24 protein-coding genes and 1 riboswitch are annotated in these 23,375 nt (G+C 41.7%); of the genes, 12 read left to right on the top strand and 12 right to left on the bottom strand.

Annotated features, from left to right (window positions below):
* Nucleotides 1–71: 71 nt before the first annotated feature.
* From QQK06_RS08405 to QQK06_RS08370, 8 genes are all read right to left on the bottom strand, one after another.
* On the bottom strand, nucleotides 72–476 hold the full coding sequence (locus tag QQK06_RS08405) for a GFA family protein (RefSeq protein WP_284244214.1): 405 nt from the start codon (nucleotides 474–476) through the stop codon (nucleotides 72–74).
* Nucleotides 477–512: 36 nt separating this feature from the next.
* Entirely contained in the window at nucleotides 513–896 is a 384-nt protein-coding gene (gloA2, locus tag QQK06_RS08400) for an SMU1112c/YaeR family gloxylase I-like metalloprotein (protein ID WP_284244213.1), read from the bottom strand.
* A gap of 4 nt (nucleotides 897–900) precedes the next feature.
* A complete protein-coding gene (locus tag QQK06_RS08395) occupies nucleotides 901–1,239 on the bottom strand; it encodes a tRNA-binding protein (protein WP_284244212.1) in 339 nt (112 codons plus the stop codon).
* 79 nt (nucleotides 1,240–1,318) lie between these two features.
* Nucleotides 1,319–1,789 (bottom strand): GNAT family N-acetyltransferase, encoded by a 471-nt coding sequence (locus QQK06_RS08390; RefSeq protein WP_284244211.1) that lies wholly within the window; start codon nucleotides 1,787–1,789, stop codon nucleotides 1,319–1,321.
* Between the two features lie 180 nt (nucleotides 1,790–1,969).
* On the bottom strand, nucleotides 1,970–2,389 hold the full coding sequence (locus QQK06_RS08385; RefSeq protein ID WP_284244210.1) for a GNAT family N-acetyltransferase: 420 nt from the start codon (nucleotides 2,387–2,389) through the stop codon (nucleotides 1,970–1,972).
* A gap of 93 nt (nucleotides 2,390–2,482) precedes the next feature.
* Nucleotides 2,483–2,977 (bottom strand): gamma-glutamylcyclotransferase family protein, encoded by a 495-nt coding sequence (locus tag QQK06_RS08380; RefSeq protein ID WP_284244209.1) that lies wholly within the window; start codon nucleotides 2,975–2,977, stop codon nucleotides 2,483–2,485.
* A gap of 85 nt (nucleotides 2,978–3,062) precedes the next feature.
* Nucleotides 3,063–3,761, bottom strand: coding sequence for an exonuclease domain-containing protein (locus QQK06_RS08375; RefSeq protein WP_284244208.1), 699 nt, complete (start codon nucleotides 3,759–3,761; stop codon nucleotides 3,063–3,065).
* Between the two features lie 9 nt (nucleotides 3,762–3,770).
* Complete coding sequence (locus QQK06_RS08370) at nucleotides 3,771–5,627, bottom strand: putative nucleotidyltransferase substrate binding domain-containing protein (RefSeq protein ID WP_284244207.1); 1,857 nt, start codon at nucleotides 5,625–5,627, stop codon at nucleotides 3,771–3,773.
* Between the two features lie 281 nt (nucleotides 5,628–5,908).
* Here QQK06_RS08370 and QQK06_RS08365 point away from each other — a divergent pair, with 281 nt between their 5' ends.
* The 7 genes from QQK06_RS08365 to QQK06_RS08335 all read left to right on the top strand — a co-directional run bounded on the left by QQK06_RS08365 (nucleotide 5,909) and on the right by QQK06_RS08335 (nucleotide 12,082).
* Nucleotides 5,909–6,157, top strand: coding sequence for a DUF4212 domain-containing protein (locus tag QQK06_RS08365; protein WP_284244206.1), 249 nt, complete (start codon nucleotides 5,909–5,911; stop codon nucleotides 6,155–6,157).
* 2 nt (nucleotides 6,158–6,159) lie between these two features.
* Nucleotides 6,160–7,899 (top strand): sodium:solute symporter family protein, encoded by a 1,740-nt coding sequence (locus QQK06_RS08360; protein WP_284244205.1) that lies wholly within the window; start codon nucleotides 6,160–6,162, stop codon nucleotides 7,897–7,899.
* A gap of 129 nt (nucleotides 7,900–8,028) precedes the next feature.
* Nucleotides 8,029–8,469: a hypothetical protein gene (locus tag QQK06_RS08355; RefSeq protein WP_284244204.1), complete on the top strand. Its 441-nt coding sequence runs from the start codon at nucleotides 8,029–8,031 to the stop codon at nucleotides 8,467–8,469.
* A 99-nt stretch (nucleotides 8,470–8,568) separates the two neighbouring features.
* A complete protein-coding gene (locus QQK06_RS08350) occupies nucleotides 8,569–9,687 on the top strand; it encodes a helix-turn-helix domain-containing protein (RefSeq protein WP_284244203.1) in 1,119 nt (372 codons plus the stop codon).
* 107 nt (nucleotides 9,688–9,794) lie between these two features.
* Nucleotides 9,795–10,958: a serine hydrolase domain-containing protein gene (locus tag QQK06_RS08345; RefSeq protein WP_284244202.1), complete on the top strand. Its 1,164-nt coding sequence runs from the start codon at nucleotides 9,795–9,797 to the stop codon at nucleotides 10,956–10,958.
* Nucleotides 10,959–11,053: 95 nt separating this feature from the next.
* Nucleotides 11,054–11,368, top strand: a complete 315-nt coding sequence (locus tag QQK06_RS08340; protein ID WP_284244201.1) for an antibiotic biosynthesis monooxygenase family protein — start codon at nucleotides 11,054–11,056, stop codon at nucleotides 11,366–11,368.
* Between the two features lie 24 nt (nucleotides 11,369–11,392).
* Nucleotides 11,393–12,082, top strand: coding sequence for a helix-turn-helix transcriptional regulator (locus tag QQK06_RS08335; RefSeq protein ID WP_284244200.1), 690 nt, complete (start codon nucleotides 11,393–11,395; stop codon nucleotides 12,080–12,082).
* Nucleotides 12,083–12,107: 25 nt separating this feature from the next.
* Here QQK06_RS08335 and QQK06_RS08330 read toward each other — a convergent pair whose 3' ends face one another.
* The 3 genes from QQK06_RS08330 to QQK06_RS08320 form a co-directional block, all read right to left on the bottom strand.
* Entirely contained in the window at nucleotides 12,108–13,073 is a 966-nt protein-coding gene (locus tag QQK06_RS08330; protein ID WP_284244199.1) for a tetratricopeptide repeat protein, read from the bottom strand.
* A 4-nt stretch (nucleotides 13,074–13,077) separates the two neighbouring features.
* Nucleotides 13,078–14,016, bottom strand: a complete 939-nt coding sequence (locus QQK06_RS08325) for a tetratricopeptide repeat protein (RefSeq protein ID WP_284244198.1) — start codon at nucleotides 14,014–14,016, stop codon at nucleotides 13,078–13,080.
* Between the two features lie 281 nt (nucleotides 14,017–14,297).
* A complete protein-coding gene (locus tag QQK06_RS08320; protein WP_284244197.1) occupies nucleotides 14,298–15,971 on the bottom strand; it encodes a M1 family metallopeptidase in 1,674 nt (557 codons plus the stop codon).
* Between the two features lie 169 nt (nucleotides 15,972–16,140).
* A riboswitch (TPP riboswitch) is annotated at nucleotides 16,141–16,286 on the top strand.
* Between the two features lie 78 nt (nucleotides 16,287–16,364).
* On the opposite strand from QQK06_RS08320, the gene thiC reads away from it, so the two are divergent.
* From thiC to thiE, 5 genes are read left to right on the top strand one after another with little or no spacing between them, the layout of a single operon-like run.
* A complete protein-coding gene (gene thiC / locus QQK06_RS08315) occupies nucleotides 16,365–18,362 on the top strand; it encodes a phosphomethylpyrimidine synthase ThiC (protein ID WP_284244196.1) in 1,998 nt (665 codons plus the stop codon).
* Nucleotides 18,349–19,575 carry a glycine oxidase ThiO gene (gene thiO / locus QQK06_RS08310; RefSeq protein ID WP_284244195.1) on the top strand — a complete coding sequence of 409 codons (1,227 nt, stop codon included), beginning with the start codon at nucleotides 18,349–18,351 and terminating at the stop codon, nucleotides 19,573–19,575. The genes thiC and thiO overlap by 14 nt, the downstream gene beginning before the upstream one ends.
* A complete protein-coding gene (gene thiS / locus QQK06_RS08305) occupies nucleotides 19,559–19,771 on the top strand; it encodes a sulfur carrier protein ThiS (protein ID WP_284244194.1) in 213 nt (70 codons plus the stop codon). Before thiO ends, thiS begins: the two co-directional genes overlap by 17 nt.
* A gap of 3 nt (nucleotides 19,772–19,774) precedes the next feature.
* Nucleotides 19,775–20,575 carry a thiazole synthase gene (locus QQK06_RS08300; RefSeq protein ID WP_284244193.1) on the top strand — a complete coding sequence of 267 codons (801 nt, stop codon included), beginning with the start codon at nucleotides 19,775–19,777 and terminating at the stop codon, nucleotides 20,573–20,575.
* 7 nt (nucleotides 20,576–20,582) lie between these two features.
* Nucleotides 20,583–22,133, top strand: a complete 1,551-nt coding sequence (thiE, locus tag QQK06_RS08295) for a thiamine phosphate synthase (RefSeq protein WP_284244192.1) — start codon at nucleotides 20,583–20,585, stop codon at nucleotides 22,131–22,133.
* Here thiE and QQK06_RS08290 read toward each other — a convergent pair.
* Complete coding sequence (locus QQK06_RS08290; RefSeq protein ID WP_284244191.1) at nucleotides 22,100–23,347, bottom strand: DUF418 domain-containing protein; 1,248 nt, start codon at nucleotides 23,345–23,347, stop codon at nucleotides 22,100–22,102. The genes thiE and QQK06_RS08290 overlap by 34 nt on opposite strands.
* Nucleotides 23,348–23,375: the final 28 nt, after the last annotated feature.

Below are 23,375 nucleotides of genomic sequence, written 5' to 3'. Positions count from 1 at the left end.
TATGCCTAGTGCTAGGCCGCACATCGATGATTAATGTTATTAACGAATATACGCTCAACCACAGATCACAATTATCTGTTAGGTTCGAATGTCTCGTACCTTGGTAGCTTAGCATCTAGATCTTCCCAACTAGCCTTAGAGCTGACAAAGTTATGAGACATTGGTCGTTCACTGATCTCTGAATCCAGTAACCCTAAGCGCAGGCGAATTCGGCTTGGATCACCATCATTAGAACTGTAAATGGGTGAACCACAAGTTTGGCAAAAGTGACGGTATCTTCCAGGCTTAAAAGAAAAATGTGATAAGTTGTTGGAGCCTTTGACAATATCAAAATCTTCGCTGTTAACAAAACCATTAGTGGCATAGGCTGTGCCGCTGTTTTTACGGCAAAGCGAACAGTGACAATGAATAATATTTTTTATTGGGCCATTAATAGTGACTTCAACTGCGCCACATAAACATTTACCTTGATACATAAAATTCCTAATTTAAGTGTGAAGGTTTATAGTTGATTAAATTTGATAAAGCTCTAGTGGTAAACCATCCGGATCGCTGAAAAATGTATAAGGCTTATGGGTGTATTCATCGATACGAATGTCTTCAACTGCTATTTGCTGTTGAGTGAGATATTGCGCAAAATCCACCACAGACTCAACTACGAAAGCTAGATGTCTTAAACCCCTTGCTTCAGGATAGCTAGGCCTTTCAGGTGCATCGTTAAACGAAAACAACTCAATCTGAACGCCGTTTGGTAACTGCAAATCCAGCTTATAGGATTGACGTGCTTCGCGGTAATTTTCAGCAATGACTTTTAGCCCTAAGATGTTGACGTAAAAATGCTTTGAGCGCTGATAGTCAGAACAGATGATTGCAACATGGTGTATGGCTTTAAGCATATAATTATGCCAATCGTGTGCCGTTCGGCACTTTACTGTCGGGAACCGCAAGGACTACCGCATTATCTTCCCGGTGAAAGCCAGTGACTAAACATTCTGACATGATAGGACCGATTTGCTTAGCTGGAAAGTTAACTACAGCAACCACCTGCTTATTAAGCAAGTCTTCTTTATTATAGATATCGGTAATTTGTGCGCTGGACTTTTTGACGCCAATGTTATCGCCAAAGTCGACTTGTAAAATGTAAGCCGGGTTACGCGCCTCGGGAAAGTCTTCTACCGCAATTATAGTACCGACACAAAGCTGAACCCGTTGAAATTCTTGCCATTGTAAGTCATTCATTACTAATTCCTTCTCACTTTTTTGTCTTCAATATTAACATTACTTTCGTGAACTTTTTTGTATGAAATTGCTGTCTACGCTATTGCGAGTTGGGCGTCAGTTCTTTGGTCATAAAGGTGCTATAGGGATCTTCTTGGTAGTCAGCAAACGGCGGGCAGTAATCAAACCCAAATGCCTGATAGAGCTTTTGTGCCGGAGCAAACGCCGCCAAGGTGCCTGTTTCCAGACTAAGGCGCTGATAACCACGGGACTCAGCTTCAGCAATAATATGTTTTAATAGTGTTTGTGCCACACCCGTACGTAAAAACTTGTTGGCAGTACGCATTGATTTGATTTCGCCATGCCACGGATTTAGCTGCTTTAACGCGCCGCAGCCTGCTAATTCTTGCTGATGCCATGAGCTTAAAAAGGTGATGTCAGGCGCAGCTAGTGCACTGAGGTCTAATGCGTGAACACTTTCTGGCGGTGAGTGCCGTAACATTTCCTGATGATGTTGAGTTAATAAGGCGATGACAGCTGGATGTTCTAACTGGCCTAATCTAATTTCCATGAGTGGGTTATTTCCTGAGCTAGATGCTGATTGCAGAGTGGCTGTTTTGACTAAGTTGCAAATTAGCAATAATTAATAGAAAAATAAAGACGGTTAAGGATATATTGTGGCTGTTGAGCGTTAAAAATAACAAGGTGTAAAGCTACTGAGCTGCGCCACTTATTTTAATGAAATAGTGTGTTAAACAAATTTACATAATGCCAAGCCTAACGGTTGCCCATTACGTAATGAATAACCAAATTTTTGATAAAATGCTTCTTTGCCCTGTGCCGCAAGTAATCCTATGGTTGCGCCGGGTTGGCATTGGTGTGCTAAGTAATTTTCGATGTGCTCCATTAGCCGATTACCCAGTCCCTGACCTTGATGCTCTGGATGGACAATGACATCCTGAATATAGTAATACATGGCGTTATCGCCTATTACACGAGCGGTGGCTATTAAGTGCTGTGATTGATCTCGTATGCAGACCCAAAATAATGAATGTTTGATACTGTGTTGTACTGTTTGAATATCTGGATTACTCCAGCCGATAGTTGCTCTAAATGCGATAAATTCTTCAGCTTCTGGAGCAAGAAATGTGGTTGAAAGTTGAGCAGACATTCGTATCCTTGTGAAGCATTATTGGGTAAATAAGTAGGCTAAATATTGGCATTTTTTATAGTGATGAAAAATGGCTAAAATCACTCGCTAGTCTTATTTTAGGTAGATGGCGTACTCTTGGGCGGAACGTTGCGTATTTGGATCTTCAATAGAGTTAACTGATTGAATATTTTCGAGATAATTTTTAGGAACCCCTATTTCCTTTGCGCCGATAATAACGTGATTGAGATACCAGTAATAAGGTGATAACAACGGATTGATATCAGTAGCATAGTAAGTAAAAGCTTGTTGTTGATTACCCAGATAGTCCTCAACCGTTATTATTTTAATTTCATAACCAACACCGAGACCTTCAACCGCATCGAGTGCGGCTTTTTCTGCATCAGCTATATCGAAAATTGCGCCAAATACTTTATCTTCTTGATTATTTGTCTGTTCAATATTGCCTTTGCCTGAACCATCGTGACTGGCTTTGTCAAAGCGTAATCGGTGGCCATTCAGTTGGTATAAGCCGATTCTTTTGGCACTGGGAACGCGGGCAGTTAAGCGAAGCAATGACATATTTGAGCCGTAGGCAAAGTATTTCATCAATATTCCTGTTATGTGTTTAGTCGTCTTGGGATCATGATTAAGTAACGATAAGTGAATTGAGCAAAGAAACCAAGGGCGTCGCTTATAGTAATAATTGTTTCAATTGAGTGCTATCAGAATAGTAGCGTGTTTGCGCCAGAAATAATTCAGCGGTAGCAATGGCATCATTGAGGGCATTATGCCCGCCATAAGGCGGTAAGTGATACTTAGTTCTTAATGTCGCCAATCGTAATTGAGAAGGATCATAGGCGATGTCTTTTTTATCTAATCGCCGTTTAGCAATCGCCAATGTATCTATTATCGGAAAGGATGGTGCAATGCCATAAAGTTCGAGACAGGCTTGCTGTAGAAACTCCCGTTCTATACGGGCAAAGTGTACTAACATCACCTTGCCAGCTAACGCTTTCAGAAGTTTTTCAACCGCTACTTGTAATGGCACACCTTGTTGTTGTTGTTGATTAGTAATTTGATGTATTGCCACGTTATCAGCGGATAATTTTTGCTCGGTATTAATAACTTGATGATGACAGCTACCTAAGTGAATTTGTCTATGGTGCAGCTCAACAAAACCAATACTTAATAATTTATCTTGTACTGCATCCAGGCCGGTAGTTTCAAAGTCTACTGCCAGTATATTGCTTTGTGCAAGTGAACTTGTAGGAGATGGAAACGCTACAGCGAGAAAGTCTTTTAACGGACCAGCTGGTGCGCGTAGCAAATCGCGTTTACGCTCAACTTCATAACCTAATAGCCAGTTAAATAATGGGTGATAACGTAACATGGTTTTTACCTAATATGCCGTCTGTCGGCTGTCTTGCAAGGTTTTTATTACCTTAAAGGCGTCTTTTAAATGTTCGCGCTCTAATTTTGATATGTGTTTAGGTGCCAAATAGTTATCTGGTTTTTTGTTGGCCTGTAAGCAATTGGCCTGATGGGTTATCCGTAGTAAGCCGAGAAATTGAAAAGCGTCGATTAGGTTGGCAGCTGAAGCCTTAGTGAGTGATGGACTTCCGGCTGCCTGTTGTAACCGTTCAATGGTATTGGTTGCTGCTATTCCTTCACTTAGCGCATAAATGCGTGCCAAGTCGACTATCGGTGCAATGCCGTTGTGCTTGAGGTCGAGCACGTTTTTGTTCTCGCCATCTTTGATCAAAACAAAATCCCGGAAAAAGCCGAGTGGAGGTCGCAGTGCCAGAGCATTTTTTGATAAGTGGGCAAGAAACAGAGTGTTGTTTTTGGTTTTGCTTAATAGTCGTGATCTAACCTGTTCAAGCAGTTGGCTATCACCGTGTACAGTGACTAAGTCAAAGAATACACTACTATTTAATAGTGCTTGCGGACTTGGGGTTTCGACCCATTGCTGGAAATAGCGATGCCATACTTTTTGCTGTTGTCGCCATTTGCTATTCGTTGCCATGATGTCGCCAGGACAGTGGATAAAACCACAGAGGGCAAGCCCGTCACAAACAAAGGCTGCCAATTGAGCAAACCATTTCTCGTCGTCTGGCTCCATGTCGTCGGCAATGATCAGAGCGTTATCCTGATCGGAGTGAGCAAATTGTTCCTGTCTTGCCTGAGAGCCAGCAGCCAGCCAGGCATAAGGAACTGGAGCTGAACCATACTTTTGCTCTGCCAGTTCGATTAACCGGATAGTAAATGCCGAGGTAATGGCACTAATACTCTTGCCGAGATGGTCGGCTGTGGTACCAAGTTTTGCCATTCTGATCTGTAGTTTTGGTAACAGCTTACTGATTTGGCTAAGTTCATCAATAGATTTTGCTTTACCTATGATATGGGTGAGATTAGTGGCATTTTGACTTTCATGATTCATTAAATCGGTAATGGTAACCATGGCATGCAGCTGGTTGTTTTTCATCACTGGAAGATGATGAATTCGTTTTGTTGTCATTAACATCAAAGCGTCATAGGCCTTGCTGTTATGGTCTATAGTCAACATGTTAGCTGTCATTATTGTGCTAATCGGCAGCTGATAATCTAAGCCCTTTGCAATGCAGCGCTGGCGTAAATCTTTATCGGTAATTATGCCAACAGCTTGATTGCCTGTAGCTAATTCAGCAATGACGACTAAACAGGAAAAGCCTAAGTCACTCATTTTAATCGCCGCCTGTTGAATAGATGATTGCTGGGTAATGGTGGCAACCGGGGTATGGTAAAACTGACTGAGATTAGTATTCATCAGGGAAGAAGCAATAACAGCGTCTTCATTAATTTGATGCATTTTTTGCTGCAGTCGTTGTGCCGCGCTGTGGCTTAAAAAGCTGATTACCGCTGGATAGTCTTGCACTATGGCAATAAGTTTTTCGTAAGCAATGCAATAGAGTAGGGTATCTTCTTCGGTTGTTACCTGGATTGGTAAGTCATTTGTCGCAGCACAGAATACGCTACATAGTTCTCCTTCACTGTATTTACCCAGTAATTCATCCTGATGATCGCAATAGATAAGTGCTCCCTTGCGTACAAGATAGAGTTGATTTTTCTGACACTGTGACGGTGGTAGCTTAACCCCTTGCTCGAGATAACAAATAGTGCAGAGCTTGATCACTTGCTCCAGTTTTGCAGGAGGTAGCTGATCAAAAGGGGGAATTGCCTGTATAAAAGCGGAAATATCGGCTAAATCGTTATCCATAATGTTTTTATCAACAAGGGGGCTGTATCTATTTAGGGGCTTTTTATTGCAGAGGTCAAGCCTATTTCACCTGACCTAGACTAAAGTGTAATACCTGAAATTAGCAAACCTTGTTAGTGTTTAAGCTAGCAAAGATTTTCAATCGGTATTTTCATTGCTCTAGCTTAAGATGAAAGAAGTACCAGAAAAAATCTTGCTATTGATATAACAGGTAAATAAACACGTACAAAAACAACAAACGTGTATTAATGGGCAATAAAGCCCAATGCTAGGAGAAAACAATGGAAGACAAAGTTTCATATTGGCAAGAAAATCTTCGCCTAATATTCATCTGTCTTGCTATCTGGTTCGTGGTGTCATTTGGTTTTGGTTTATTGCTGGTAGAACCATTAAATGCTATTCGGCTAGGTGGGTACAAACTGGGTTTCTGGTTTGCACAACAAGGCTCAATTTATACCTTCGTTGCTCTGATTTTTTGGTATACCAAAAAAATGAATGAGTTAGACAAAAAATACAATGTAGGAGAATGATAATGGATGAATTAAAACTCTATACCTACATTGCGGTATTTGGCTCTTTTGCCTTGTATTTTGGTATCGCCTGGTGGGCGCGTGCCGGCTCAACTAGCGAGTTTTATGCGGCTGGTGGTGGAGTCACGCCATTGCAAAATGGTATGGCGATCGGTGCTGACTGGATGAGTGCGGCATCGTTTATTTCTATGGCCGGATTGATTGCCTTTTTAGGTTATGGTGGCTCAGTATTTTTAATGGGCTGGACTGGTGGCTATGTGTTGTTAGCTATGTGTTTAGCTCCTTATATGCGTAAGCATGGCAAGTTTACCGTGCCTGAATTTATTGGTGACCGCTTTTATTCAAAAACCGCCCGTATTGTTGCGGTGATTTGCCTGATTATTGCGTCATTAACGTATATTATCGGCCAAATGAAAGGGGTTGGTGTGGCATTTTCTCGCTTTCTGGAAGTGGAATATGACATGGGTCTCTATATCGGTATGGGGGTGGTGTTTGTCTATGCGGTACTAGGTGGTATGAAAGGTATTACTTACACTCAAATTGCCCAATATTGTGTGCTTATCTTTGCCTACACTATTCCTGCGGTGTTTATTTCATTGCAACTAACCGGTAATCCTATTCCGCAGCTTGGTTTAGGTTCGACCTTGGCGGATGGCAGTGGTGTCTACTTACTCGATAAACTCGATATGGTGGTAACGGATTTAGGTTTTAAGGAATACACTACAGATAATATGGGCGGGACCTTAAATATGTTCGCTTATACCTTATCATTAATGATAGGTACCGCAGGTCTACCACACGTTATTATGCGCTTCTTTACTGTTCCTAGTGTGCAGGCAGCACGTTCTTCGGCTGGATATGCGTTAGTATTTATTGCTTTACTTTATACCGTAGCACCAGCTGTTGGAGCTATGGCTCGCTTTAATTTGATGAATACTATTGAACCTGCAGCGGGGCAAAACTTAGCCTATGATGAACGCCCTCAATGGTTTAAAGATTGGGAAAAAACTGGCTTATTGAAGTTTGAAGATAAAAATGGTGACGGTAAAGTACAGTATGTTGCTGATCCTGATAAGAATGAAATGGTGAAAGTTGACCGTGACATTATGGTATTAGCGAATCCGGCCATTGCGAACTTACCTAACTGGGTGATCGCATTAGTGGCAGCCGGGGGGCTGGCTGCTGCGCTTTCTACTGCTGCTGGTTTATTGCTGGCAATATCCTCTTCAATTTCTCATGATTTAATGAAAGGGGTATTAACACCAGATATGTCAGAGAAAAATGAGTTGCTCGCCAGTCGCATTGTCATGACCTTGTCGATATTACTGGCAGGTTACCTTGGACTCAATCCGCCGGGCTTTGCCGCCGGCACTGTCGCCCTGGCCTTTGGTTTAGCGGCATCGAGTATTTTCCCAGTATTGATGATGGGGATTTTTTCGAAGCGCATGAATAGCAAGGCGGCTATCTGGGGTATGTGTTCAGGTATTGGTGTTACTATGCTGTACGTATTTCAGCATAAAGGCATTATGTTTATCCCTGGTACCTCGTTCTTAGGAGATATGGGGGCTAACTGGTTCTTGGGTATTTCACCTAATGCCTTTGGTGCAGTAGGCGCAGTGGTGAACTTTACCGTTGCCTTTACTGTATTAAAACTAACAGCTGCAGCACCGCAAAACATCCAGGATATGGTCATGAACTTTAGGACACCACATGGTGAAGTGGCTACCGCGCACGACCATTAATCTGTGACGTGCATTTAAGTATAAGGCTCCTATCTAATGATGGAGCCTTAAATTTTTGGCAAGTGAATGGGAATTGGTTGGTTGTTTTTAAATGAGAGCGTTAATTAATATCGACCTCATAGGAGTATTATGAATCGTCATAGCAAACTTGCGCTGCTATTAGCGCCGTTTTTAATTTTAGGTGGCTTTGTTTTATCAGACTTATATTTAGAGCATCAAGCCAGTGAAAATAGAATTATCGAATTAGTACCATTTGGCCATTGTGACGTGAAGAATCAGCATTGTGAGCTTAAATCTGGTGAATTTGAAGTCAATATTATGGATGAAGGTGGCATTACTACCGTGAATTCCACTTACCCATTAGATACGGCGACCCTGTTTTTAGTGAATAAGCAAAATCAGGCGAGTCATTATCAACTTGGTATGAAAGATAACCCCTATTACTGGCGTCGGGAAACCCCGTTAGGTAGCTATATTGCTAATAAAGGCGATAGCTATAAACTACGGCTGATCCTTGAAATTAAAGGCGGTAAGTATATTGCGGAGTTTTATACCCAAACCACCCGTTAATAGCAGAAAGATAATATCTGGAAGTTGTTGATAAAATAGACATTATAAAAAGAACACCTTAAACTGAATGCTAATAAATAGATCTGTTAAGTATCGGCAATGTCTCTTACCTTATTACAATCAACTATATTGTTTGGCGGTATCCACGGCATTATACTCGCGTTCATTCTGTTAGCTGACCGACGCCTTACCCATAAAACAGCGGTAAGTTATTTAAGTGCATTTGTTGGCGTATTCTCTTTATTAATGTTAAGAAATATCGCTGAAATGACAGAATTTAGCGTCAAATTCTCATTTTTATTTACCTTAAGTAGTGCTCTAGTGCCTTTATTAGGGCCTAGTTTGTATTTATTTGTTGTACGTATGGTTAAGCAAACGTCAGCACGCAATCACTTAGAGTACTATCATTTTTTACCTGCCGCGGGATATCTATTATTTTTAGTGATTGCTGGATTAGGTTTTGACATTGTCGATCGCACTCAATTGAAGAATTATCCGACCCTGATGATATTTGTTAGTGTGCTGCAAGCGGTGATTTTATTGTTACTATTTGCTTATATTATTTGTAGTACTCACCTTTTGTATCAGGCAAAGCAAACGGCTAAAAATTATTATGCTGGCAATGAACAAGTAAGTCTTAAATTTTTATTTATTTTACTATCTGTTATCGCCATCATTACGCTGATTTGGTTAATATTTTTCAGCGCTGATATAGAGTTATTTAAACAGGCTCGCTCGCAACAAGCATTAGAGCTGTTTTGGTTGTCGATCAGTTTATCTATTTTCATACTCGGCTACTATTGCCTACTGCATCCGCAATTATTTAATTTGGTGATCCCCAAGACATCAGAATCCTATTTGCATAAAGATGAACAACAGCTGATAGCTCAGCAGCAGGCGTTAGTCGCTTTGATGGAACAAGAAAAACCTTATCTTGACCCTCAGCTAAATTTGCAGCAACTTGCTGAAAAGCTAGCGATGAAACCTAAAGAACTGACTTATATTATTAATCATCGGTTGAATAGAACGTTTTATGAATTGATTAATCAGTATCGAATAGAGCAGATAAAACGTCGCTTACAACAACCACAAAGTGCTCGTGAAAAGCTAGAAATTATAGCTTATGAATCAGGGATAAAATCTTCATCTACCTTTAATCGCTTATTCAAGCAGTATGTCAATATGTCACCAAAAGAGTATCGGGCGCAGTTTTCTTAGCGTCGAGAATTTCATTGCCCATTGAGGGAAGTGAGCAATGAATTTCCTTTTAACGCCCTTAGCTTATGCCAAAATTGGTGAAAAATATTTATTGCTAAGGAACAGAAGTGGATTATCGAGCACCTGACGTTTTATTAAACCGTAAAACTTTTTTTACCAACTTATTATTAGTGTTATTTCTTGCTGCTTGCGGAAATAGTAGCAATTCCAGTTCACAACATAATGTGGTGATAGATCCTAAAGAGGTTGTTGATACTCTGCCATTATCAGAGCAAGTCGATCAATATTTAGCCGACAATTTTTCTGCGTCTGATGCAGGAATTGCGGTGCTGGTGGCTGAAGGCGAAAATAAAATTTATCAAGGACAGGCTGGACTGGCGAATAAAGCTGAAAATTTGACGGTTGATCAAGACACACCATTTCGATTGGCATCTGTGAGTAAACCTTTTACCGCTATTGCGGTGTTTATCTTAATTGAGCAAGGTAAACTGACACTTAGTGATTCTATTTTAACATATTTACCTGAATTAGACCCAAGCTGGAAGCAAGTCACAATTGCCAGTTTACTTAGCCATCAGTCCGGTATCCCGAACTTTTTTACTGACGAGTTTATTTCTGCTCTCGGCTGGGATTGGCTGGAGGGGCTAGATAATCAACGGGTGCTTGAATACTTTATCAATCACCCTGAACTCGAATTTTCGCCAAATAGTCAGGCACAATACAGTAATACTAATTTTTCATTGTTGGCGACTATTATTGAACGTGTTAGCGGCAAGAGTTTCTCTCACTTTATGACTGAACAGCTGTTTTCACCATTAGCCTTAGCCAATAGCTACGTTATTGATCAAGGTACTGAGCATTTAGTTAATGAAGCACTAAATTATGGAGAAAGTTACTTAATGTATGGCACTGAACTTTATATTAACGGTGCCAGTGGACAGGTTTCTTCGGCTAATGATTTATGGCGATTACTGAATGCCTTGATAGCACAACAAATCATTAGCGAGTATTCACTTGATTTAATGTTAAGTATTCAATCAACGTTTAGTGATGGTAGCCATTATGGTTTTGGTTGGGGAGTGGATGAAATGACTCAGAGTAATCAATTGTATGTATTCCATGATGGCTCAAATGACGGTTTTAAATCACAAATAGCGCTGGTAAAAGACTCGGGTTTAATGGTGATCATTCTATCCAATGCCGGGGATTCAGCAGAAGATAAAGTAGCTGGCATATTGGCGCTAATTGTCAACCATTACCAATTGGATTAATCATTTATCGCATTTATATAAAGGCTACTGACACTACGCTGTCAGTAGCTGTGTCTTATCATGTTGTTGTTCTGACAAATATTAAGGAGAAACACATGACGAACGTTGTAGAAATTGTTAATTTTACTTTGGCAAAAGGTTATACCAAGGATGATTTTTTAGCGGCTAATCAGCCGATGGATGAATTTTTAAGAGAGCAAAAAGGCATGCTGTACCGCTCTTTGTGTGAAAAAGCAGATGGTCGCTTTATCGATATTGTTTATTGGCAGGATATGGCAGCAGCGCAGCAGGGGCAACAGGCTTTTCGCCAGTCACCACAATGCCAGCAAATGGTACAGTGTATTGAGAAAGAATCGGTTCAACTTGAACATGTTAACGTGCTAGCATCATTCGGTTGTGATGGTGGGTAACAGAACAGAGAGTTAGGATAAGCTATGCGCAAGGCGGAACGATTATTTCAATTGATCACTTTATTGAGAGGTCGTCGTCTTGCTGTCACCGCAAGTAAACTGGCTGAAATCCTTGAGGTATCAGAGCGGACAATTTATCGGGATATCCAGGCCTTAATGCTTTCCGGTGTGCCAATTGAAGGGGAAGCAGGGGTTGGCTATCGGCTTGACGCTAGGTTCGAACTACCTCCTTTAATGTTTACCAGTGAGGAATTATTGGCCTTGCTAGTTGGCTCAAAAATGGTACAAACATGGGGAGATAGTGCGTTAGCCGTTGGTGCAAATTCCGCATTGGATAAAATTACCGCAATATTGCCAGATAAACTGAAAGGTAATAATCAGCACTCACCTATTGTGGTGCCAGATTATTTTAAAAATACAGAGTTAGCTCTACTTAGCCAGCAATTACGTAGTGCAATAACTGAGCAAAAACAGTTAGCTATAGAATATACAGATGTTAACCAGCAACTGTCACAGCGAACCATAGAACCCTTGGGATTGGTCTATTGGGGGGCTAAATGGACTTTAGTCGCTTATTGCCAGTTACGATCGGCATACCGAGAATTTCGCATTGATCGTATCCAGTCTTGTCAAAAATTATCCCAGTCTTTTGAGTTAGCAAATGAAAAGAATTTAACGCATTATCTGCAAGTTATGGAAGCGGCTAATGGTTAAGTCGGTTAATCGCTTTTTATGATTTCTATTTACATAGCTTGAGGTTAGTGGTCAGGTTTTGTAGTTGATAATTCGCGGGTAAATTGTCTTCGTCGATTTGCGTGATAATCGCATGAGTTTGACAATATTGTTGTTGTTTTATCAACACATTCGCCAGATGATACCTTGCTTGATTGGCCTTGATCAGGTCGCCCGCTTCGGAGGCTGTAATAATTGCTTTATTGAAGTTATCATTCGCTGCGGAGTATTTGTTCAGTCGAACATAGGTATTCGCAAGATTAAAATATACCACTGCCATTTGTTGTTTATTACCAAAAATTTCCGCCCATTTTACCGTTTCGAGCCAGTGCATTAATGCTTGCTTAGGTTGATTTAAGTAATTGGCAACATGCCCCATATTGCCATGAAGTTCCAACATAAAACGGCTATCCGGACTGTTTGGGTGTTTTTCCACTAATTTCGTTAGTAACTGATAGGCTGGTTGATATTCTTCTAATACCATCAATAAATTAGCAAACTGGACAATACGAATTGGAGACGGGTATTCTTTATTCATCTGCCCTAACAGTGATTTAGCAAATAATTTACTTTGCTTACTAGCTTCAATATCGTCAAAGGCTAATGCTGTTTTAGCAAAGTAAATAGCATTAGTGATTTGAAACAAAAACGGTAGGTCAGTTCGGTTAATCCACTTCCGAGTTTCCTGATAAAGCTGCTGATCTTTTTGCAGATTAAATAACGCTTCATACTTGTATTGCAACACTTCAAAGTAAACTCGGCTGTTAGACGGAACTTGTTGCAGTACTTGATCAACATTAGCGAGACAGTCAAATGGCGAGTGTAAACAGATAGCGGTGATTTTTTTTAACGGATTTGTTGATGGGTTTTTTTTCGTTTGTCCGGCCAGTACCCGAGAATTACTTAACCATAGGAAAATCACTAATAATCCATATAGTAACAAGGCTTTTTTTCGACAAATGGCTATTCTCATATTATCAATTAACTTTTTGTGCTGTAGTGCAGTTAGTTAAAATTTGTGGCAAGTCATTAAATGGATATATCGGCTTACTCGGTAGTATCTCCTTATCTAGAGTACGATAAAGCGCCAGTGCCTGACAGAACCTATGTTGTTTAGCTAGCACCCTGACTAAGTGATAATTAGCTTGATTCGCCTTAATTTTATCACCGGCTTGATAAGCCACTTTTACTGACTCTGTAAAATTTTGTTGTGCCTGAGGGTACTGCTGTAGCTGTTCATAAATATCAGCGAGATTAAATAGCACAACGGCAAGCTGTTGTTTATTGCCAAATTGCTCTGCCCATTTAACTGATTCTTGCCAATGAGTAAGCGCCTGTTCGGTTTTACCGAGCTGATTGGCAGCATGGCCTAAATTGCCGTTGAGTTCTAGCATAAAGTGGATATCGGGGCTTTTAGGGTATTTCTGTTTTAATGATAGCAATAACTTATAGGCCTGTTGGAACTCTGATAATTGCATTTGTAAATTGGCAAACTGCACTAAACGTAATGGCGAAGGGTATTCATTGTTCATCTGGCCAAGTAAGGATTTCGCAAAGCGATAACTGGTAATGCTGCCTTGCTGATCTCCCATTCTTAATGCCGCCTTGGCGAAATAAATAGCGTTTGAAATTTGAAATAAAAATGGCAACTCTGGTTGGTTGAGCCAGTATTTAGTTTCATTATATAACCGTTCCATATGCTGTAAATTTAAAAGCGCTTCATATTTATATTGTAATATTTGAAAGTATACTCGGCTTTTTGGCGGCACCATTTCAATGGTGGAGTCAATATTTTCCAAGCAGTCAAATGGTGAAGTTAGACAGACGGATGAAATCTTATGAAGTGCGCTTTTCGGAGTATCAACTTTTTCATTGGCGGATATGGGGTAACAAATGAGCCACATCAATGTGAACATTGCACAACTTAATTGATATTTTCGATATCGCTTCATCAATGTCTTCAGCAAATTACCTGTTCATAAACTATTAGTGAGTTCTGCTAATTTATCAACTAATGCAACATTGTCCAGCTTTTTGTACATATGTCTAAATTGGTCAACCAGTTAGTTGATAATAGTGATTAGTAATTTCTTAAGTAAATGAATTTTAATGATTATTTTTAATTTGGTACTAACGAAGGGAAGATGCAACACCTGACAATGAGTATGTGCCAGATGTTGCAATTTAGTGCTGTGAATTAGCCCTGAATATTTAGGCTAGAAACATAGAAGTTACTGTCGACTTTTATGCTTGGATTTTTGTGGTTTATCGTTACTTCAGACCAGTGAGTGGTTGGTGACAACCAAATTGCTTCGCCATTAATGAAAGCGCGAACTGGCATATCAAAACCAGGCTTAACATTATTCCAGCGCAGGCGAATTTTATCGTCTTTAAGGTAATATTCTAATGTTGGTATGCGGTTATCTCGTAAGTATTGGTCAAAGACCTTGCTTAAGTCGATACCGGCTTGCTCGCTGATAAAGTTTTCTATTTGTGTTGTGGTCACTGTTTGATGGTAAAACGTTTTACCTATACCACGCAATATTTCACGCCATTTTTTATCGTCATTAACTAGCTGACGGATGGTGTGTAACATGTTGCCGCCTTTATCGTACATGTCACTGGAACCTTCGCTGTGAATATTGTATTGGCCGATTATTGGCTGCTGGTTCTGGATGTTAAGTCGCTGGCCTCGGGTATATTTGAACGCGGTCTCTTTACCATAATGATATTCAAGGAATAAGCTTTCAGCGTAGTTAGTAAAGCTCTCATGGATCCACATATCCGCAATATCTTTACTGGTGACATTGTTAGCAAACCATTCGTGGCCAGATTCATGGACAATTATAAAATCGAATAACATCCCAGGTCCTGCGTCACTACGATCTCGACCTAAATAGCCATTTTGGTAACCATTGCCATAAGTGACTGAGCTTTGATGCTCCATGCCCAAGTAAGGCGCTTCTACCAATTTATAACTGTCTTCATAGAATGGATACGGGCCAAACCAGTACTCTAGCGCTTCGACGGTGCGTTTAGCGTCTTTAAATTGCTTTTTCGCTTTTGCTAAGTTATCGCGCAACACCCAGTAGTCCATATCAAGCTGGCCTTTTTCACCCTGATATTTTTCGCCAAAATGAACGTAGTCGCCGATATTGAGATTCACGCCATAATTGTTAATTGGGTTAATAACACGCCAGTGATAAGTTTTGGTTTTGGCGTTTTTGTTGTGAGTGGTTTCAATCAAGCGACCATTGGAAACATCGACTAAATGTTCAGGCACTTCCACGCGAATATCAACGCCGTTATCCGGTTCATCATAACCGTGATCTTTATTTGGCCACCAGATGCTGGCACCAATGCCCTGATTACTTGAGGCAATAAAATCGTTGCCGTTATTATCTTTACTCCAGGTGATGCCGCCATCCCAAGGTGCTTTTTTGGCAACGGTTGGCTGACCGGAAAAGTGCATCACTAATGATTGAGTCGAACCAAGCGTTTGTTGAGCATTAGGGGTAATAAAATAGCTGTAACCATCTTTTTTTACCGTAAGCACTTCACCATTTTGTGTGACCTTAGTTAGTTTCATCGGTGCTTGTAACTCAATTTGAATATCTGATTGTGGCGCAACGACCCGGTACGACATAGTATTGGTACCGGCAATGGTACGTTTTTTTGGATCAACTTTTATTGCTAAATCATAATGACTTAAATCCCACCAGGCGCGTTCAGGGGTAATAGAACCACGCAGTACATCTTGTCTGGAGCCATTGTTTGCTGTGCCGAATAGATTATCAGCCCAACTAATTGCTGGAATTTGTATACAGGCTAATGCCGCGCTTAGCAGTAAAGTACTCGATTTTAATTTCATGATCATTCTTCTTATAATGAATTTGCACTATCTCTATATTACTTTATGTATAATGTATATCTTTTTGCGTTGAATTAGCAATAATTGACGTTATTTAGCTTGCATCTGAGGTAACATTCTCTAAAATTGAGCTTACTGTACCAAGTGGCGATATCACTCGTCTACTCAGTACAACTTGTCGGAGTGCTTTATTTTTACTTTAAACTTTATGATTTAGTGAAGTTTGTGGTAAGGCTATAGCTGAGATCGCTGTTGCGGGATCCGTAGAACCTGATCAGATTAACATCTGCGTAAGGGAACAAGACAAAAATAATCTAGATCTTGATTATTTTTTTCCATTCTACACTCCGTCTTTTTACTTGTAACACTAACGTTTAGTTAAAAAGGCATATTATGACTCAGTCACAAAAATCACTTTCTCGACGTCAACGTCGGGAACAGGCACAGGCATTTATTCATAATGTCTCTGGTCAAAGTTACCCCAATTCACAAAAAGTATACGTCAAAGGAAAATTACACGATATTCAGGTTGGTATGCGTGAAATTAGCGTCGGTGATACCTTTGTTGGCGGTACTGAAGAGCAACCGATATTTGAAGCGAATGAGCCGATCAGAGTTTACGACACCTCCGGAGTATATACAGATCCAGAAGTATCGGTCGATGTTCATCAAGGCTTACCTAAACTGCGGGCTGAATGGATCACTCGCCGTGGTGACAGTGAAACACTTGACGGTGCGAGTTCAGGCTATTCGCAGCAACGATTAGCGGATGAAGGACTAGATCATATTCGTTTTGATAATTTACCTAAGGTTCGTAAAGCCAAAGCAGGTAAAAATGTCACGCAAATGCATTATGCTCGGCAGGGAATTATTACCCCAGAAATGGAGTATATTGCCATTCGTGAAAATACCAAACGCGCTGAAATGAAAGACGAAATACTCAAGCATCAGCATCCAGGCGAAAGTTTTGGTGCCAATATCCCAAGTGAAATTACTGCTGAATTTGTACGTCAGGAAGTTGCTGAAGGTCGTGCAATCATTCCGGCAAATATCAATCACCCGGAATGTGAACCTATGATCATTGGCCGTAACTTCTTGATCAAGGTGAATTCAAATATCGGCAATTCCGCGGTCAGTTCATCAATAGAAGAAGAAGTTGAAAAACTGGTATGGTCAACTAAATGGGGTGCCGATACGGTGATGGATTTATCAACCGGCCGTTATATTCATGAAACCCGCGAATGGATCATCCGAAATTCACCGGTGCCTATCGGTACAGTACCGATTTACCAGGCATTAGAGAAGGTCAATGGCGTCGCTGAAGATCTTACCTGGGAAGTATTCCGAGATACCTTGATTGAGCAGGCAGAGCAAGGGGTGGATTATTTCACGATCCATGCCGGGGTGTTATTGCGCTATGTGCCGATGACGGCGAAACGAGTAACTGGCATTGTCTCGCGTGGTGGTTCGATCATGGCGAAATGGTGTTTATCTCACCATAAAGAAAATTTTCTCTATACCCATTTTGAAGAGATTTGTGAGATTTGTAAGGCCTATGATGTTTCATTTTCTCTAGGCGATGGTTTGCGTCCGGGTTCTATTGCTGATGCCAATGATGAAGCACAGTTTAGCGAATTACATACCTTAGGAGAATTAACAAAAATTGCCTGGCAGCACGACGTCCAGGTAATGATTGAAGGCCCGGGGCATGTACCATTGCATATGGTTAAAGCGAATATGGAAGAGCAGCTTAAACATTGTCATGAAGCGCCGTTTTATACTTTAGGGCCACTGACCACAGATATCGCGCCAGGTTATGATCATATTACTTCCGGTATAGGTGCGGCAAATATTGGTTGGTATGGTTGTGCGATGCTCTGTTATGTCACGCCGAAAGAGCATTTGGGGTTACCGAATAAAGAGGATGTTAAAGAAGGGCTGATCACATATAAAATAGCCGCCCATGCTGGCGATCTGGCGAAAGGCCATCCGGGTGCTCAAATTCGTGACAATGCCTTATCGAAAGCGCGTTTCGAATTTAGATGGCATGACCAATTTAATCTCGGTCTAGATCCAGAGCGTGCAAGGGCTTACCACGATGAAACCTTGCCGCAGGAATCAGGTAAAATTGCCCACTTTTGCTCGATGTGCGGACCAAAATTTTGCTCGATGAAGATCACTCAGGATGTGCGGGACTATGCTGCTAAGCTTGAAGCTGGCGAGCAGATCCAGGTGAAATTAGTCGATGAAACTGTAACGGCGCAAGCTCAGAGTCTTGAACAGGCGATTGCTGGCATGGCAGAAAAATCAGCAGAATTCAAAGCGACAGGTAGTGAAATTTACCATCAGGCGAAGGAATTAGCGGCAATAGACGGCGATGAAAATCGATAACCTGATTTGCTCAGATGTAGTGAGTCAGCCGTTGCATTTTGCTATCGTTGGTGCAGGTCTTATCGGGCGTTTAATCGCCTGGCGTTTAGCCCAACAAGGTCATCAAGTGACCTTGTTGGATAAAGACAGTAAACCAGCGAAGCAAAGTGCAGCTTATGCAGCTGCTGGCTTATTGACGCCGTTGGGTGAGGCCATGCACAGCGACGCTAATATTGTTGAAATGGGTTTTGAATCGCTTAGCTTGTGGCCGAAGTTATTGGCTGAGCTTAGTGGTTACACTTATTTTCAACAAAGTGGTGCGATAATGGTCAGCCATGAGCAGGATATCAGTGATTTTCAGCGCTATGCCCGCTATCTTGCTAACCATTATGCTCACTACCAGTGTCACAAGATGAGTCGTGAACAATTACTGGCGCTAGAACCAGAACTTGGACGTAGCTTTCATTCTGGGCTGTATTTGCCTCAGGAGGGGCAAATCGGTAATCGTAAATTATTAATTGCCTTGCAGCAGGAGTTGGAGAAACTGGCGGTTTGCTGGTTGGAGCATGCCAGTGTTAGTGGTATTAACCAGCAGAGCAATACGAGTGTGGTGCAGTTTACACAGCAGGGGCAGCTAGGTCAGATTAACTGCGATTTTGTTATTGATTGTCGTGGTAGTGGTGCGAGAAAGTCACAATGTAGCAAGCAAGCGTTCGCGCTAAATGATTTACGAGCGGTGCGGGGGGAGCTATTTCAGTTATTGGCTCCTGATGTTCATTTAACTCGACCGGTGCGCTTAATGCACCCACGTTATCAGCTTTATATCGCACCGAAAACCCATGGCTATTATGTTGTTGGCGCGACAGAAATTGAAAGTGAAGATAATGCGCCGATGACAGTACGCTCATCGATGGAGCTACTTAGCGCGGCATACAGCGTCCATCCTGGGTTTGCAGAAGCGAATATCCGACAACATATCAGCCAGTTGCGTCCGGCGTTTAGTGATAATCAACCTAAGATCTTAATCAGTGAACGGGTGCTGCAGGTTAATGGCCTGTATCGTCACGGCTTTTTAATTGCTCCTGTGGTGTTGCAGCAGGTGCTGTATGCAATTGAGCAAATGACCAGGGACTCAGCGATTGAACCTGATGCTTCCCCTTATGGTCGCTGGTTGACGATTAGTGCACGGGAAAATAGTGCAATGGAAAAAGAGTCTTATGAACATTCATATTAATGGCCAGTTACTTGAGCTGGTTCAGGCGGCGAATACCGTCGCTGATGCGTTAACTCAGTATTTAACGACTGAGAACCAACAACAAAGCTTTGCCGTTGCCTTAAATGGTGATTTTGTTGGTAAGGCTGATTACCACATTACACAGTTAAAGCATGGGGATTGTCTGGATGTGCTGTTCCCTATTCAGGGGGGTTAACTGATGTCATTAACTATATATGATACCTCGTTGACTAGCCGGTTATTGATTGGCAGCGCGTTATATCCGTCACCAGAGATAATGAAAAAGGCGATATTAGCCAGTGGTTCGCAAGTGGTAACCCTGTCGCTGAAAAGGCAGAATCCGGCTGAGCAGGCAGGCGCTAAAATCTGGCAATATATTCAGGATGTTGTCACTAGCCAGCAAGGTTATTTATTGCCAAATACGGCTGGCTGTAAATCAGCGAAAGAAGCCGTGACGTTAGCGAAAATGAGCCGAGAAATTTTTAACACCGAGTGGATCAAACTTGAAGTCATAGGTGATGATTATAACTTGCAGCCAGATCCGATTGAATTATTAAGTGCGGCCAAGCAACTCGTTGATGATGGTTTTAAGGTCTTGCCGTATTGCACCGATGATTTAGTGCTGTGTCAGCGGCTCTATGATCTTGGCTGTCAGGTTATTATGCCCTGGGCCTCGCCAATCGGCACAGGTAAAGGACTGATGAACCCTTATAATCTTGAAACTATCCGTTTACGTTTACCTGATGCTACGTTGATTTTAGATGCCGGTATCGGTAAGCCATCGGATGCCTGTCAGGCGATGGAAATCGGCTATGATGGGGTGTTGCTAAATTCAGCGGTGGCACTTGCTGATAACCCGGTGGCGATGGCGCAAGCCTTTGCATTAGCATTGCAGGCGGGAGAGCAAGCGTATGTTGCCGGTATCATGCCGGAACGACAAACGGCGCATCCAAGTACGCCGACCTTAGATACGCCGTTTTGGCATCAGTCAATGAGTTGAGTTAACAATGAATAACTTATTATCACATACAGATAAACCCATTATCTGGTCGATTTCTGGTGCCGATTGTTCAGGTGGTGCTGGAATTGCTGCAGATATTAAAACCGCTCATGTACTTGGCTGTGAACTGTGCCATTTGGTCACCGCTAATACGGTGCAAAATTCTCAGCAGTTAGTTGCGGTTAATGCGACGGATGTCACAATACTTCAACAGCAAGAGCAAATTTTGATAACGGATAAACCGCCACAGGTGATAAAAATTGGTTTAATTGCCAACGCTGAGCAGCTGGACTGGCTGGTGAACCTGCTGGTTATGCTGAAAAGCAAAAAACCTGAAATAATGGTTGTTTATGATCCTGTCGGCCAGGCAAGCGTTGGCGGGGGCTTATCGTCATTATCACCCGCTCAGTTAGCGGCGCTATTACCTTGTATTGATCTGTTAACGCCTAACCTTGAGGAAGCGCAGCAACTGACCGAGAGTGTTAGTGAAGATATGACTGAACTCAGTCGCCGGTTAACGCAACTTGGGGTTAAACAGGTGATTATTAAAGGCGGCCATGGCGGTGGTGAGACGAGTGTCGATTATGCTTATTCGGCAAATGAGCAGCGGGCGTACCAGTTAGTATCACCACGGATCGTAACGGACTATAGTCATGGTGGTGGCTGCACGTTTGCTAGCGCATTAGCGAGTTTTTTAGCGCATCACTACTTATTACGGGATGCTTTTACCTTAGCGAAAGCCTTTATCCAGCAAGGGTTAAAGCAACATCAGGGGAAACTAGGCTACTATGGTGCATTTGAACAAACTCAATGGCCGGGCAAGTTAGCGGATTTTCCTCGGGTCATTACTGAAATTAGTGACCAATCCCCTCCGTTACCTGCGTTTAATTCGTTATCCATTGAGCGTGATAATCATCAGGGGCTAGGTTTATACCCTGTGGTAGATTCAGTTGAGTGGTTAGCACGCCTGATGCCGCTTGGTATTAATATCATCCAACTGCGCTTGAAAGGCCTGAGTGAACAAGCATTACGCGATGAAATCTCTCGTGCGGTTGAACTGAGTCAACAATATGATTGTCAGTTATTTATTAACGATTATTGGCAGCTGGCAATCGAATATGGCGCCTATGGCGTGCATATAGGCCAGGAAGATTTAATCGATGCTGATTTACACGCTATTGCTCAAGCCGGCTTACGTTTAGGGGTCAGTACCCACGGCTGCTATGAATTTCTACTGGCACAGCAGTTAAAACCATCATATCTGGCGATTGGCGCTATTTTTCCAACGACGACTAAAGATATGACCGGGCAAATTCAAGGGCTGAATAACTTACGGCAAATTTTACAACTAGCCACCGATATTCCTGTGGTCGCTATTGGCGGTATAAATTTAGAACGGGCACCAGCGGTTTGGCAAACTGGGGTAGATTCATTGGCGGTGGTCACAGCGATCACTCACGCTGAAAATCCTGAGCAAGCAACACGGGATCTTCAGCGTATTTGTAGCGGTAAAAAGGACTTATATCAATTTGATTCAGTTAAAGCGAGTTGCTCTTGATTTTTTCGCAATGGCTGTAGGCGACCATAGGTCATACTGCGCCACAGCCATTCAAACGGACCAAAGCGAAAATGTTTCATCCAATAGCTGGAAAACCAAAGCTGAAATACCCAAATAGCCAACACAACTAATATTTGTTCACGCCGCTCGACTGTGCCGTAAAGTCCTAAACCCCAACCGTAAAAGATAAAGCCACAAATTAAGGTATGGCTAAGGTAATTAGTTAATGCCATTTTGCCGACGTTGGCGAACATGGCTTTAACTCTGCCAAATACATTAGTTCGGCAAAATACCACTAGAAAGGCAATATAGGCATAAGCGACAGTTAGGCTGCCCCAATAGTTATATTGTGACCCGACAAACATAGTGCTGAGTTGCCAATTAGCGGCAAAGTTGTTGGCATTCCCTTTAATGATCAGGGCAAGACCAATCGTCAGCGCAATGATTCCGCTGAGCAGTAGTGAGCGATTAGTAAAGCGATCGCCAAAAAAGTTGAGCTTGTAAAACGCCATACCGATAAACATCAAGCCGATGACTCTTGGGAGGTAGAATGGCAGGTTACCTTGCATGCTGGCCGCCATTTGGTGCCGTATTTCCATTTGACCTAGCCAGGATGCTTGGTTGGCTAAAATATCTTGTTTAATGGCTTCGGCTGATGGCGCCCAAAACGCTTGTACTTCTTGAATCTCTGTCGCTTCCCAATAGGGTAAGCTAATGCCTGCGGCATACATCACCAGTGAACATAACGCGATTAAGCTTACTCCGAGGATAATAAGAAATTTTGGTGATTTTTTGCGGGCACTATAAGCAATCATACCGCTAATAGCATAAGCGAATAAAATATCGCCGTACCATAATAAATAGGCGTGTGCTAGTCCTACAAGGGCCAAAATAGCCATACGTTTATAATGAATTTTGGTGGCATCGCCCTGCTTTTTAATGATGTTATCTGCCATTAGCACTATGCCAGTGCCAAACAACAGTGAAAATATTGTCATAAATTTTTGATCGGCGAAAAGATGAGAGAAATAGTAAATAGTAAAATTTATCCCGTTGATATCGCCAAATGAACTGGGATTGCTATAGGCAGAAAAAACCATTGAAAATGATTGGATGTTCATAATTAAAATGCCTAACAAAGCAACACCACGGATGATATCTATAGTCACTAGGCGCTCGGATGGCATTTTGGGTTGATTAATACAATTTGTCATGTCTACTCTTTTTATTTTTTTATCCATG

Origin of the sequence: Thalassotalea insulae (assembly GCF_030161395.1) — a bacterium.
GTDB lineage: Bacteria > Pseudomonadota > Gammaproteobacteria > Enterobacterales > Alteromonadaceae > Thalassotalea_E > Thalassotalea_E insulae.
This window is presented reverse-complemented; position numbering and strand designations above follow the sequence as displayed.

Bases quoted from the DNA above. Each gene is read 5' to 3' on its own strand.
- QQK06_RS08340 (WP_284244201.1), top strand. From the start codon at position 11,054: ATGACGAACGTTGTAGAAATTGTTAATTTTACTTTGGCAAAAGGTTAT.
- QQK06_RS08350 (WP_284244203.1), top strand. From the start codon at position 8,569: ATGTCTCTTACCTTATTACAATCAACTATATTGTTTGGCGGTATCCAC.
- thiO (WP_284244195.1), top strand. From the start codon at position 18,349: ATGAAAATCGATAACCTGATTTGCTCAGATGTAGTGAGTCAGCCGTTG.
- QQK06_RS08360 (WP_284244205.1), top strand. From the start codon at position 6,160: ATGGATGAATTAAAACTCTATACCTACATTGCGGTATTTGGCTCTTTT.
- QQK06_RS08405 (WP_284244214.1), bottom strand. From the start codon at position 476: ATGTATCAAGGTAAATGTTTATGTGGCGCAGTTGAAGTCACTATTAAT.
- gloA2 (WP_284244213.1), bottom strand. From the start codon at position 896: ATGCTTAAAGCCATACACCATGTTGCAATCATCTGTTCTGACTATCAG.
- QQK06_RS08375 (WP_284244208.1), bottom strand. From the start codon at position 3,761: ATGTTACGTTATCACCCATTATTTAACTGGCTATTAGGTTATGAAGTT.
- QQK06_RS08290 (WP_284244191.1), bottom strand. From the start codon at position 23,347: ATGACAAATTGTATTAATCAACCCAAAATGCCATCCGAGCGCCTAGTG.
- QQK06_RS08380 (WP_284244209.1), bottom strand. From the start codon at position 2,977: ATGAAATACTTTGCCTACGGCTCAAATATGTCATTGCTTCGCTTAACT.
- thiS (WP_284244194.1), top strand. From the start codon at position 19,559: ATGAACATTCATATTAATGGCCAGTTACTTGAGCTGGTTCAGGCGGCG.
- QQK06_RS08390 (WP_284244211.1), bottom strand. From the start codon at position 1,789: ATGGAAATTAGATTAGGCCAGTTAGAACATCCAGCTGTCATCGCCTTA.
- QQK06_RS08355 (WP_284244204.1), top strand. From the start codon at position 8,029: ATGAATCGTCATAGCAAACTTGCGCTGCTATTAGCGCCGTTTTTAATT.
- QQK06_RS08320 (WP_284244197.1), bottom strand. From the start codon at position 15,971: ATGAAATTAAAATCGAGTACTTTACTGCTAAGCGCGGCATTAGCCTGT.
- QQK06_RS08370 (WP_284244207.1), bottom strand. From the start codon at position 5,627: ATGGATAACGATTTAGCCGATATTTCCGCTTTTATACAGGCAATTCCC.
- thiE (WP_284244192.1), top strand. From the start codon at position 20,583: ATGAATAACTTATTATCACATACAGATAAACCCATTATCTGGTCGATT.
- QQK06_RS08385 (WP_284244210.1), bottom strand. From the start codon at position 2,389: ATGTCTGCTCAACTTTCAACCACATTTCTTGCTCCAGAAGCTGAAGAA.
- QQK06_RS08330 (WP_284244199.1), bottom strand. From the start codon at position 13,073: ATGAGAATAGCCATTTGTCGAAAAAAAGCCTTGTTACTATATGGATTA.
- thiC (WP_284244196.1), top strand. From the start codon at position 16,365: ATGACTCAGTCACAAAAATCACTTTCTCGACGTCAACGTCGGGAACAG.
- QQK06_RS08395 (WP_284244212.1), bottom strand. From the start codon at position 1,239: ATGAATGACTTACAATGGCAAGAATTTCAACGGGTTCAGCTTTGTGTC.
- QQK06_RS08335 (WP_284244200.1), top strand. From the start codon at position 11,393: ATGCGCAAGGCGGAACGATTATTTCAATTGATCACTTTATTGAGAGGT.
- QQK06_RS08300 (WP_284244193.1), top strand. From the start codon at position 19,775: ATGTCATTAACTATATATGATACCTCGTTGACTAGCCGGTTATTGATT.
- QQK06_RS08325 (WP_284244198.1), bottom strand. From the start codon at position 14,016: ATGTTCACATTGATGTGGCTCATTTGTTACCCCATATCCGCCAATGAA.
- QQK06_RS08365 (WP_284244206.1), top strand. From the start codon at position 5,909: ATGGAAGACAAAGTTTCATATTGGCAAGAAAATCTTCGCCTAATATTC.